The following is a 13153-nucleotide window of genomic DNA, read 5'->3' as shown; positions in this document are numbered from 1 at the left end:
TGACTCGGAGAACATGCCTTTATGGAGCACAGTATTTTCATCCATATTCTCTCAATGCTAGTCATTGCGATTGTGGCAATTTCTTTGTTACGCCGAGTTGGGTTACCGCCAATCTTAGCTTATCTGCTAACCGGGGTTTTCAGCGGGCCTAGTGGCTTTCATTGGTTTACTCAAGCGCAAATGCATTCAGTGGCAGAATTGGGTGTGGTGCTGCTGATGTTTAGCCTAGGGTTAGAGTTTTCGGTTCCTAAGCTCTGGTCTATGCGCCGCACAGTATTCGGTTTAGGCAGTGCTCAGGTGACATTCACCGCATTAATTGCCGGTTTAGTCGCCTACTTATTCGGTCAAAATATGGTTGCTGCTGTGGTGATTGGCTCTGCTGTGGCGCTATCATCAACGGCGATTGTGCTAAAACTGGTTAATGATCAAGGCTGGATGCGTCGCCGACATGGCGAGCTCTCTGTCAGTGTGCTGTTATTTCAAGATATTGCCGTGGTACCGCTACTGATTGTATTACCTTTGTTATCTCCTAGCAGTGAAGCCATGGGCGCTGTTGAAATCGCTTGGGGGCTGTTCACTGGTATTTTGGCCTTTTTAGCATTGATGTCATTTGGTAAATGGATTTTACCGCGTATTTTTGATGAAGTAGCCCGCTCTCGCTCTAATGAATTGTTTGTATTATCAACCTTAGTGGTGGTGTTAGTTACTGGGGCGTTTACCCAGTGGCTGGGATTATCCATGGCGTTAGGTGCCTTTATAGCGGGGATGCTGTTAGGGGAAAGTCAGTATCGACGTCAGTTAGAAGCGGATATTAGACCATTTAGAGATTTACTGATGGGACTGTTTTTTATCTCCATTGGTATGCTATTAAATTTTGCTATTGTTGTTGAGTTTTGGTGGCAAATTTTATTAATCCTCATTGCAGTGTTAATGACCAAAATCTTAGTGGTGTTTGGTTTATTAAAGCTTGGGGGCGAGCAATTTAAAGTGGCATTAAGTACGGCTATCAGTTTGGCTCAAGTGGGCGAATTCAGTTTTGTGGTATTAGCCTTGGCGGTTAATTATCAGCTATTAGAAACTCAAATGAGTACCATTTTAGTGATGGTGGCGGTGTTATCCATGTCCATCGCACCTTGGTTAGTCAGGCATTGTGTTGATATTGCGGCAAAAATTGAGGGTAAAACCAATAGTAAAGATCAAATGGATGAAGAATTCATTTTACCCAGCCCTGATGATGGCGACTTGGTATTAATATTAGGTTATGGCCGTGTAGGGCAAACCATTGCGCGTTTTTTAAAAACCGAAGCGGTGCCATTTGTGGTGCTGGACTTAGATCCCAAACGTGTTTCTGAAGCCCGCGCTGCAGGCGAGCCGGTCTATTTTGGTGATGCCTGTAAAATGGGCTTGTTAAAGCAAATTGGTATTCGCCGAGCCAGCATGGTGGTGATCACCTTTGGTGAGTCAAGGCAAGTTGAAGACTGCTTAGCATTATCACGTAAATTAGCCCCTGAAACTAAAATTATTGTTCGCACTACAGATGATGCTGAATTAGAAAATTTAACAGAAGCTGGCGCCACTCAAGTTATTCCAGAAAAGCTCGAAGGCAGTTTAATGCTGGTGTCGCAAGTGCTGTATAAATGTGGCGTGCCGCTACCAAGAATTATTAAACGTTTAGAGTCTGAGCGCCGTAATCACTACCAATATTTACATGGTTTTTTCACTGGCGCCGAAACCGACTTTACCTTGGAACTGCTGCATGCTGTGGCGTTAGATACAGGTGCAGATGCTATCGGCAAGAAACTCACCGATATTGACTGGTCGCAGTTTAGTGTTGAAGCACGAGCTGTTAGACGTAAAGGTGAGGAGATAAGTCCACCGCCGGATGATTGGGTGTTTGAGCGCCGTGACATTGTGATGGTGGTAGGAAAACCCCGTGCAATTGAAGCCATTGAAGAGCACTTATTACAAGGCTAGTTGCAAGGCTAGCATCAATTAGCTTACGCACTCTATGATATTAGCCTTAAAAAAAATAATTAAAGCGCATGTCACGGTAGAATTTTACAGGCATCTTCCATAGAATGGATGGTTACGCTCGTTGTTGTGTAGCCATCTTTTGCTACTGCTCGTATGGAATAATGCATGTCTGCCAAATTGTTTAATCTTCCAATAAAAATTACCTTAGAACTTGTTGCTAAGCTATTTTCATCTACTCAACTGCAAAAGGCGCAGAATTATTTGATTGAAGGGCGGGTACTCGACGTTCACGCCAGTCAAGATAACCACAATGTTGAATCCTATGTGGTAGGAACCGCCACCGAGCCTTATCGTCAAGACATCAGCTTGGTCAATGTCAATCATAAAATCGTGATGAAATCTCATTGTACTTGCCCTGTTGCTAGCAATTGTAAGCACGTTGCCGCAGCGTTACTGGCGTTAGTGGATAAAAAGCCAGTTGAAGAGCAGCGTCTTAGCCAATGGATTTTACAATTAGATAAGCAAGATACCCTCACACAGACCGAAGATGATGAAGATAAAGAACGGATAATCTTTGTGTTATCAAGCGATCATCATGGTATTTTTGTTGAGTTTAAACGCAGTAAATTAAACAAAAAACTGCAGTACAACAAAGGCAGTAAAGTTGCGTTAAATGATGTGAAGTATCATCTGCCATGGTGGATTAACGCTGAAGATAGCCAAATCATCAGCTTATTATTATCGTCTTCAAAAAGTGCCTCAAAAATCTATCTTGAAGGTGAAATTTGCGCACTGGCATTAAATAAGATGATCCAACTTGGCAGTTGCTTTTGGGAAGAAAGCCGCACCCCAATTCAGATGACCCGCGCACTAACCCCAGACTTTATTTGGCAAGAAACTGATACCCGTCATACGCAAATCAGTATGACCATGCCTGAGCTTGAAAACTGGGAGTTTATTGCCACCAATCCACCGATGTTTATGGATTTAGACTATCTAAAGATTGGTCATTTGGATACTGACTTAAGCGTTGAAAAATTAAAGCTATTGCAACAAATGCCGCCAGTACCATTAGATAAAGTCGACGATATCAGCGATAAAATGTTGCGTCACTTTTCCCCTAAAAGTGTCCCTGTACCCAGTGAAATTGAATTTTATGAAATTGAGCAGCCATTAGTCGCAAAGCTGACTTTTACCATGGTGCAATTAAGCGACAGCGCAGTTATGCAGCCGGTATTACAGCTGCAGTTTGGCTATGGCGATATGCTGTTGTCAGGCAAATTAGCTCGCGAAAAAATCACCTTGATTAAGCAAGGTAAAGTCCAGTATCAAATTCATCGTGATCCTGAGCAAGAAGCGCAAGTGGTGCAGATACTACAAAGCTTGCAATTGCAACTTATTGATAATAGCCTGCTGACTTATAATCATGCCAGTAGCTTTTACAGTTTAGGCTTAATGCCTGATATGGTGAATGAGTGGGCCCAGCTCACCACCTTTGGGGTGATGACCTTAGAAGACTTAGGCTATAACGTAGAGTTTGCCCCAGAGTTTGACCTTAATATTGTTGAAGCCGACATTGAAGTTGACCTTGACGATGATGAAGACAGCGGCTGGTTCTCACTGTCACTTAATGCTGATATTGATGGCCAAAGTGTACCTTTATTAAGTTTAGTTGCCCGTTGGCTGCAGCAAAATGGCGAGCCAGATGACGAGCAGGAGCTCATTCTGCCAGGGCCTAATGGCCGCTTTGTGAAGATTAAAGCCAAAACCATTAAACCGCTTATTTCGGTTATCCAAGAGTTATTCCAGCGTGGTGGTGGCGACCAACTAGAAGTCCCTCGCAATCGGGCTGACTTATTGAATGAGTTATCAGAAAGCGATATTCGGTTACTTAATGGTGAGCGCGTTAGACAGTTAGCCAATAAACTTACCGAGTTTAAAGGCATAGAGTCAGCGCCGCTGCCAGAAGGGCTTAATGCCACCTTACGTGACTATCAAAAGCAAGGTTATGACTGGCTGTGTTTCTTAAAAGAATACCAACTAGGCGGTATTCTTGCAGATGATATGGGGCTAGGTAAAACCCTGCAAACGCTCGCTTTTTTACTTAAAGCGAAACAATCAAAGCAACAAAGCAGCGCAGTTAATCCACGGGCATTTAGGCCCAGTTTAATTGTTTGTCCCACCAGTTTAGTGGGCAACTGGTTTAAAGAAGCACAAAAGTTTACCCCAAGTTTAAAAGTGCTGGTGGTACACGGCAGTAAACGTCAGGCATTACTTGAGCAGATTGCAGATTACGATGTGATTGTGACCACTTATCCTTTGATCTTGCGTGATGAATTGTTCTATAGCGAATACAGCTTTGAGCATATTATTTTAGATGAAGCACAGCAGATTAAAAATGCCCAAGCAAAAGTCACTCAAGCGCTTAAAACCTTCAAAGGCCAATTTAGATTATGCTTATCAGGTACGCCACTTGAAAACCATTTAGGCGAGTTAAAATCACTAATGGATTTTTGTTTACCGGGATTATTAGGTCAGCATAATTACTTTAATAAAGAATTTAGAGGCCCGATTGAAAAGCAAGCTGATACTGAAAAATCGGCGATATTGCTCAATCGTATTGCGCCGTTTTTACTGCGCCGCACCAAAAGCGAAGTAATGTCGGAGCTACCAGAAAAAACCATAATCATTCAAACCTTAGAGTTAGAAAAAGATCAGCGTAATTTATATGAAAGTATCCGTTTAGTGATGGAGAAAAAATTACGTGAATTGTTTGCTAAACAAGGTGTATCAAGCAGTCACATTGAGTTTTTAGATGCATTGCTTAAGCTACGCCAAGCCTGTTGTGATCCACGCTTAGTGAAGCTAGAGCAAGCGCAGTACGTCAAAGATAACGCCAAACTCACTTGGTTGACTGAAAATGTACCCGAGATGGTTGAAGAGGGCCGTAAAATCCTTATTTTCAGCCAGTTTACCGGTATGTTGGCGCTAATTGAGCAAGAGTTGATTGATTTAGGCATAAGCTATAGCAAGCTTACAGGGCAAACCCGTAACCGTCAGGTTGAAATTGACGCCTTCCAAGAAGGTGAAATTCCGGTGTTTTTGATTAGCCTAAAAGCGGGCGGCACAGGGCTTAATTTAACCGCCGCCGATACCGTGATCCATTTTGACCCATGGTGGAACCCGGCTGCCGAAAAGCAAGCCACAGATAGGGCGCACCGTATCGGTCAGCTCAACCCTGTATTTGTGTATAAACTGATTGCCCAAGGGACGGTAGAAGAAAAAATTCAAGAGATGCAGCAGCACAAACAAAGCCTAGCTGATAGCATTCTTGCAGGCAGCGCTAAAAGCCAGTGGACAGGTAATGCAGATGATTTACTGTCACTGCTTCGCTAGTCGCTAGTCGCTAGTCGCTAGTCGCTAGTCGCTTGTTAGTAAGTCATTGATGGGGTTTATTTAGCCTTAACAAATTCATCCAAACAATCAAACACATTGATATGTTGATATTGCCAATAGAGCTGAGATAACTCAGCTCTATTTTTTTTATGCTCAGCTTGCTGACTAGCATCGTTTTTATCCAACGACGTAGCAAGGTAAGCCATAAGTTGGCTAAATTCAGTTATCACCCTACCCGCAGCAGGAATAGACGCTGCATAGTCATAGCATTGGCGGCTGTCAGTACTATATTGCTGCTGATCAAATTGATAAAACACAATATCCGCTTGGCTTTGCAGCATATCGATATACAAAGACGAATAATCGGTAATTAATAGATCAACCTCATTAATAATTTCATAGGTATCTTGCCAATCACTGATATTAATAATGTTAGGGTAATTGGATATATCATTGCCAAGTTGGGCTTCATTAGGGTGAAGCCGTAATAAAAATAGCTGCTTATTAGCAACTAAATAAGCCGATAACAACTCAAAATCAAATGCTTGCAAATAAGGATTCGATTGTTTTTCAGCAAGGGCAGAGGCGTCACGCCATGACGGGGCATAAAGAATAATACTGTCAGCGTGATTAATTTGCTTAAGTTCATCAGCTAAGGAATTTGATTCGGGGTAGTGGCTGTAATAATCAGTGCGCGGATTACCGCAATTGAGCATTTGGTTAAGGTTGATGTTAAAGGCGCTGGCAAAAAGGTTGGCCACTAAATCACTGGGGGCAATCATATGATCAGGCTTTACTTTTTGCTGGTGGTATAAACTTGCAGAGTTAAGCTTTTCGCTCAGGCTTTTAGGGTGATAAATCGTTAATAACGGGCCGTTGTTAATATCATACTCAATACGTTTTAGCGGCGAGCCATGCCATAAATTAACCTTGGTGGCACCTTTAGCAAAATACTGATTAATATCACCAATATAACTAGTATAGAAATAAAACTCAGCGGTTAACGCATGATAAATCCCTTTGGCGCTCCAGCGGTGATACGCCTCATAGCCTTGTTGGTTTAATGCGCTGATAACATCGCCATCGCCACTTATCCAAATCGCGCGGATCGTTTTTGTGCGCTGCCAATGTAAAAACAGGTATTTGCTATTATCGGCAAATTTATTTTTATAACCCCCCATCACTGCTTTGCGCGTTCTTGGCGTTAAGCCAGATAAAAAATATACGCTTTGAGTCATGACATATTTGATGCTATTGGCAATAAATTGGCTCATGCAATGTCTCCTTGACTGTAAATTCCTTTAAATACAAAGTTTAGCACTAAACTGCTAATAAGCTTAGGCCGCATTAACAGATTTAACCGCGAGGTTATTTTTAATCTCAGTGGTTGAAATATCGTCGGTACGGGTGAGGTACATGACTTCGCACTGGCTTTTTAAGAAATCAAATTCACCTTGCCAATCATCGCCGATGGCAAAAATATCAACATCAAAACGGCTAACATCAGCTGATTTTTGCTGCCAGTTATGCTCAGGAATGACCTTTGATACATATTTACAAGCCGCCACAATTTCTACCCGTTGCTGGTAGCTAAAGAAAGCTGCCTTGCCTTTTAGGGCATTAAATTCATCGGTAGAAACCCCAACAATCAGTTGATCGCACATTTTGCTTAGGCGCTGAAATAATCTCACATGGCCAAAGTGGAATAAATCAAATGTACCGTATGTAATGATGGTTTTCATAATGAATATCCTTTTTAATCAGTAATTAGCTGCAATCTCTAATTTAAAATCAATTTAGCTTTTAATGATGATGTCAGCTTGTTTGCTGTGAAACTTTTGCTGCAATATGTTTGCTAGGTAAAGTGGCTTTTGCGCTTGGGCAAATTCCATTTCAACCATTTGTATTTCTTCATCAGGGGTGTGCTGGTCAAAGTTCAATTGCACCGGACCATAGACGCCATAAGTGGTGTTGCTGTCATGCAAATGCTTATGTTTACTGGATGCGCCAAATAGGGCTAAATCGCCTTTGGCTGCTAACCAAAGTTGTGGCAGTAGTGAAAAAAACTTGTTGTTAAAATTAAACTTGTGCGCTTTAACGGCTTTATTGTGGTTGTTAATCACGGTTTCAGTCAGCAGTGGTTTATTGGGCTTGATGATCAATGCGCCCACAAATAAGGTCAGTAATAGTGGTGACAGTAAGATATAAAACATCATCATTAGTCCACGCTGCATTAGCGTGTGGTAATTACTGGCGCTTTGGGTCGATGTGGCGATTAAACTTTGATCTTCAATTTTGCTCCAACTGCTGGTTTGTGGGTCTATCATCAAGTCTTGGGAAATGATTTTATTGTTAACCGATAATTGCGGCCCAACATAGGTATTAGGCAAAATAATACTGTTTTGGATCTGGCTATCTTCAATAAAGCAGTATTTTCCCACCACCACCGCATCAGTTAATTGAGCTTTATGAGACACTTTGGTGTATTCACCAATTGCGCCATACACCTCGGCGCTATCTAATTGCGGCAGCTCGCATTGGGCTTCAACCATAAGGCTTTGGTTGCTTGAGCCTGTTTGGTGTTTGCGACCTTTACTGCTAAATATTTTGCTACAAATCACAAATTCAGTGGCTGCCACATAGCCTGATAAGCTGTCTAAATAAAAGCACTGACCATGAAGCACTTGGGCGATACTATCATCATGATCTACCGCTGTGGTTTGCAGTGGCCAGTTAAGCAATTGATTGTGTTTCCAGCCAGCGGGTAGCATCATCATTCCAGGGTTACGCTGCTCCATTGTTGCGTGAACAAATTTGGTGGGTACCATGCTGGAAAATGCCACAAAACGCTCTAGGCAAGGGCTTCTTAATATATCGCCTCGAACCACTAATGCCTGGGTGGTGTTATCGATATGCATTCTGGCAAGCACGCTATTAACTGCTTCTTGTGGCTTACTTAAAAAATACTCAATATTCAAACCCCATTGCTGGCCATTACCAATTTGGGCTTCCAGTTGTTCTGCATCAGCGCAAATCACCATTTTGACTTGGCTTATGCCTGCATCCGCTAAATCTTCTAGGGTGTACTCCACTAGAGGCTTGTTTGCTAGCGGTAATAGCGCTGGGCAATATTGCTGGTTTAGCGGCGCTAATTCATTTCCATTGCGGTTGGCAAATACGATAGCTTGCATAAGGTCTCCTAGTAGGCGCCACGCGCCAAAAGTACAGCTGGAATAGTTTTTAATAACAGTGTGATATCTTCTTTAAGCGATTGTTTGTAGATGTAATCAATGTCCAGTTCTACTTGCTTATCAAAAGGAATATCTGAGCGTCCGCTAACTTGCCAAATGCAGGTGATGCCAGGTTTTACCCCTAATCTGCGACGGTCGCTTAACTGATATTGGCTTACTTCATTAGGTAGTGCAGGTCTTGGGCCAACTAGTGACATATCACCAATTAACACGTTCCAAAGTTGTGGTAACTCATCGATTGAAGCTTTGCGGATAAGTTTTCCTATGGTGGTAATACGCGGATCTTGCTTCATTTTGAAAATGACGCCACCTTGCATTTCATTGTTTTGTTTGATTTTTTCTAACCTTTGCTCGGCATCAATATACATTGAGCGAAACTTCCACATGGTGAATGCTTGGTTATTTTTGCCACTGCGTGTTTGTGAAAAAAAGATCGCCCCTTTCGACTCAATTCGGATACTTAATGCGGTTAACGCAAATAATGGCGCTAATAAAATTAGCAAAATGCTAGCAGCAACAATATCGAATGTGCGTTTTGCAAATTGGCCACATTTGATTTTAAAGAAGTACCAATGACGGTTGTGATTTGAAATAGCTGATAGCGGCTGAGCCTTAGCTTGGCTGGTGGCTGAGGCCAAATTTAGCTGTTGTTTTTGCTTTAACACTCGCGCTAAAAATAGCGGGTTACCCACCACGTAGCGTTTCCACATGCGTTGTGGCTCTTGTGCTAAGCGCCATATCCATTCCATTCCTACTTGTCTGACAGCAATAGGTGCACGAGAAACATTATTGGCGAAGTAATCAAACAGTCCACCAACCCCAACGGCTGCGCCCACCTTTAATTGATATTTATGTTGCTCAATCCAATGTTCTTGCTTTGACGCCCCCATGCCGACGAGTAGTAGCTGCGCCCCTGATTGATTGATTTGCTCAATCACCTCTTGTTGGTTGCTTTCATTTAAATAACCATGATGACAGCCCACTATCTGTAAATCAGGGTACTGCTGTTTAAGGTTGGTTGCCGCTTCTTCAGTGGTGCCAGCAGTTGCCCCCAGGAAAAACAGTTTTATCCCTTGCTCACTGGCGCGTTGACACAGTAACGGCAGCATATCAGTACCATTCACATTGTCTTTAAGGCCGATACCGTGTAGCTGGCAAGCAATACGAATACCGCTACCATCAGCAAAAACTTGCTGGCATTGATTGAGAATATTTTTATAAGAGCTGTCTGTTGAGGCAATGTTCAAGCAGTCTGCATTTACAAAGGCAAAATGTTGGGTTTCATCGCCCACAGAGTGCTGCGCTGCTTTAACCAGTTTTTCAACACTGTCAGCCATTTTATTATTATCAATATTGACCCCAAGTAAGTTGAATTGCTCAGGGTAATTCAGCTCAGTAGAGGCAACAATTAAACGGCAAATTAGGCACTTACTTAGGTTAATTAGGTAATGAAATAAGCTGCTAAATTCAGGGGCTGCATTATTGATATGTTCAATCCCCATATTGCGCTGCATTTTTTCAATGGAAAAAACACCAGGGCGGCTATTGGTTGAACCTGGCTCAAACACGCAATACTCAAAGGCACTGCCTAAAAAACCAATATCGCCTTTAATGATCCCCAATAAAAACGGCAGTCTTGAAAAGCGCCCTTGGCTAAATTGATACAGCGCAACTTGGCGATCGTTTACATGAATGTAGATAGCATTAAAAATAGCTTGCTTTGAGCAGGCAAGTATTAAGGTTTTAAACACCATTATTGGTAGCATTAAAACCAGTAATATTATCGCCATAAAGCAATCAAAAGCGCGGACTGACAATAAGGTTGAGTCTGATGCCTGCGACTGGGTTTGAGTGTTTACTGATTGATGAGCGTCCATACCGTACCTCATAAAATGCAATGATTAATCGTTCGATACCTTGTTAAAGCACGAACTATTCCATATTTGTTAAGTATCTAATTAATAGTGTGTTATTGTGTTTTTAACTGTTTTTTTTGGTGGTTTTTTAGCAAGGGGCTTGCAATAAAAAGCTGACTTTGCAGAATGCGAATCGCACTGCAAAGCCAGAACAGGGAAGATGAGATAAGAGCTGCGGGTTACAATTTACTTTGTTGCATAAATTCACTTGAAACGCCGTCACGTGAAATACGTAGTTTTTGTAAAATGCCGATAAATTTTTGCCCAACAGCTTCGATAGCGATATAACCCCAAGCAGGTATTATCCACTGCGCATATGCGGCAATCATGGTGGTGACGGTTTTAAAGGTTTCACTTCTTATAATGCTAGGTGATGCTTTCATCGCGCGGTTAAACAGCTTTACAGCAGCGCTGCCATCACCAATGCGAATAGCTTGTCTTGATAAGTACCGTAATTGGAACCCGCGAGCAGACTCTTCATGTTGCTTTAATAATTTAGGAGCAAAACCACGGGCTTTTTCAATCATTTTCTCCCATGAGGCATATTGCTTCTCAAGGTTTGCTGATAAGCCACCATGATTAAGGCGGTAGTAAGTTAATGGCTCTGGTAGCCCTTCAATTTCCCAAGAGGTGGTTGCAGCAATACGTAACCAACATTCAATATCTTCTGATTGGCGGAAGTTCTCATCAAAGTAGCAGCTGTGGCGATTTTTACTGCTTGCTGGCTGAAAGCGTATGTCGTTTAAGGTGCTGCGGCGAATAACCGGCGCTGAGCCATTTCCTACAGGGTTACGGCATAATAAATGGGCAGCATCAATGTCAAAAAGTTTTGGCATTTGATAAAAATCGATAAACTTACCTTGATAATCAATAAAGCTTGAGCGTGAAAAACTTAATCCAACGTTGGGGTTCTTATCTAAATGCACCACATGGCGCTGTAGTTTTTCAGGGTGCCATAAATCATCAGAATCAATAAAGGCCACAAACTCACCTAATGAATGACGGATGCCGGTATTTCTTGCCGCTGCTAAACCTTTGTTGGTTTGATGACGGATGATATGTACTCTTGGATCGCCGATAAATTGTTTACATATTTGCATGCTATTATCATCACCGCGATCATCAACAATCAATAGCTCGAAGTTGTCATAGGTTTGCTTTAATACTGATTCAATAGCCGATTTAACAAACTGTTCAACGTTATAAACTGGCATTACTACTGAGATTCTAGGAGACATAATGTTTTCCTTAACTGTTTGTAACAGTTGGTTGATTAAATGAGATACGGCTGCTGTACCAGCAAAGCCAAGGCATAATAATTAAGTAAGTCACCATCACACTCAGTGCGACTGTGCTTAAGCTAAACTGACTTGCAACACTGATCACCAGGGTTAACAAAGCGGTGATAGCTAAATTGAGTTTGAAATTTAAACGGCTATGGCCGTGGGCAAGTAATAACTGACTGGCGGCTTCTGCCATTGGGCGAACAAGGCCGCTTAAACATAAGAAGATGAACACTGAAATGGCATCGGTTGTTAACCATTGCTCACCGTATACAAATGGCACGTAAAGGGGCGCAAGTGTTGTTTGTAAGATGATGATAGGGGCGGTAATCGCGCTAATGGCCATCACACTGTGACGAAACTTCTGCTTAGCAACTTGTTGGCTATTTGCTACATTGCTCGCGATTTTATCGTCGCTACAAAGGTGCGAGTAAAACGCGGTACCAAAGCTTTGAACTAGCCCTAAACTGATCCCCAAGCTGACGTTGTAAGCAAAGAAGTAAACCCCCAGAGCCTCAACCCCCATGAAGTAACCAATGACCAGATAATCAATGCTTTGTCTTAGGGTGTTAATCAAATCGCTTGAGCTCACCGGAATGCTAAAGCTAAGGATTGATTTAACATTTTTAACGGATGCTTTTTGGGTAAAAGTCGGTAACGGATTGCCATTTTTATGCAGGTAAATCCAGACCAATACCATCACCACTTTAGGGATAATAATGGCCCACAAGCCAAAGCCGCTCAGTGCAAGTATTGCAGTTAAGATGCCATCGCCCACGGTTTGCCAAAGGTTGGCGCTAGCCACTTTACGCATATTGTTGTTACGTAAGTTCACCGTGGCGTACAACATGCCAAATGGCAGTAATAAATAACTACTGGCAACAAACAAGATAGGCAGAACAAGTTGGCTGTCTTGGTAGTAATAAGCCAGTGGTAAGCTGATTAAACTCATTAGTGCAAAGGCAATAAGGCAGGCGCCGAAGTTAATCACATTGGCGCTGGCTAAGTTGTCTTTAAACTCGGTATCATTCATGCGAATAAGTGCTGCTGAAGTAATGCGGCGAGTTGGAGTACAAATTAATTCAAATAGGGTTAAGGTAATGGCCACTTGACCGAAGATTTCTGGTGTCAGTAATCTCGCGGTTATCACGCTAGCTGCTAATCTCACAATACGGCCACTAAACTGAGCACTCGCCAACCACATTAGGTTTTTACCCAATGTACGAATGCCTTGATTCAGCATTTGATTGACGGTCGTTTTAGGACCTAGTGAGTTAGTGGTTGTTTGCATTATTTGTACCCTTGATCTTGTTAGCTAATTTGATCTTGTTTG

At 42.2% G+C, this 13153-nt stretch carries 8 protein-coding genes; 2 read left to right on the top strand and 6 right to left on the bottom strand.

Features of this window, described 5'->3' with window-relative positions; all coding sequences use genetic code 11:
- Window positions 1–21 precede the first annotated feature (21 nt).
- Complete coding sequence (locus Q4557_RS14705) at window positions 22–1974, top strand: monovalent cation:proton antiporter-2 (CPA2) family protein (protein WP_102439639.1); 1953 nt, start codon at window positions 22–24, stop codon at window positions 1972–1974.
- 165 nt (window positions 1975–2139) lie between these two features.
- Window positions 2140–5370, top strand: coding sequence for a DEAD/DEAH box helicase (locus Q4557_RS14700; protein ID WP_102439638.1), 3231 nt, complete (start codon window positions 2140–2142; stop codon window positions 5368–5370).
- A gap of 56 nt (window positions 5371–5426) precedes the next feature.
- On the opposite strand, the gene Q4557_RS14695 is transcribed toward Q4557_RS14700, so the two are convergent.
- The 6 genes from Q4557_RS14695 to Q4557_RS14670 form a co-directional block, all read right to left on the bottom strand.
- Window positions 5427–6644: a CDP-glycerol glycerophosphotransferase family protein gene (locus tag Q4557_RS14695; protein WP_303413638.1), complete on the bottom strand. Its 1218-nt coding sequence runs from the start codon at window positions 6642–6644 to the stop codon at window positions 5427–5429.
- Between the two features lie 63 nt (window positions 6645–6707).
- Window positions 6708–7112: a glycerol-3-phosphate cytidylyltransferase gene (gene tagD / locus Q4557_RS14690; RefSeq protein WP_102439637.1), complete on the bottom strand. Its 405-nt coding sequence runs from the start codon at window positions 7110–7112 to the stop codon at window positions 6708–6710.
- Window positions 7113–7166: 54 nt separating this feature from the next.
- A complete protein-coding gene (locus Q4557_RS14685) occupies window positions 7167–8561 on the bottom strand; it encodes a sugar phosphate nucleotidyltransferase (RefSeq protein WP_102439636.1) in 1395 nt (464 codons plus the stop codon).
- Between the two features lie 8 nt (window positions 8562–8569).
- Window positions 8570–10498 carry a WecB/TagA/CpsF family glycosyltransferase gene (locus Q4557_RS14680; protein WP_303413634.1) on the bottom strand — a complete coding sequence of 643 codons (1929 nt, stop codon included), beginning with the start codon at window positions 10496–10498 and terminating at the stop codon, window positions 8570–8572.
- A 218-nt stretch (window positions 10499–10716) separates the two neighbouring features.
- The gene (locus tag Q4557_RS14675; protein ID WP_102439634.1) at window positions 10717–11775 is read right to left on the bottom strand and encodes a glycosyltransferase family A protein; all 1059 of its coding nucleotides are present in this window, start codon (window positions 11773–11775) and stop codon (window positions 10717–10719) included.
- A 10-nt stretch (window positions 11776–11785) separates the two neighbouring features.
- Window positions 11786–13111: an oligosaccharide flippase family protein gene (locus Q4557_RS14670; protein ID WP_102439633.1), complete on the bottom strand. Its 1326-nt coding sequence runs from the start codon at window positions 13109–13111 to the stop codon at window positions 11786–11788.
- Window positions 13112–13153 lie beyond the last annotated feature (42 nt).

The sequence above is a fragment of the Shewanella sp. 5_MG-2023 genome, assembly GCF_030547465.1.
Taxonomy (GTDB): Bacteria; Pseudomonadota; Gammaproteobacteria; order Enterobacterales; family Shewanellaceae; genus Shewanella.
Note: the sequence above shows the minus strand (reverse complement) of the source record. Positions and strands in the feature narration are given on the sequence as shown.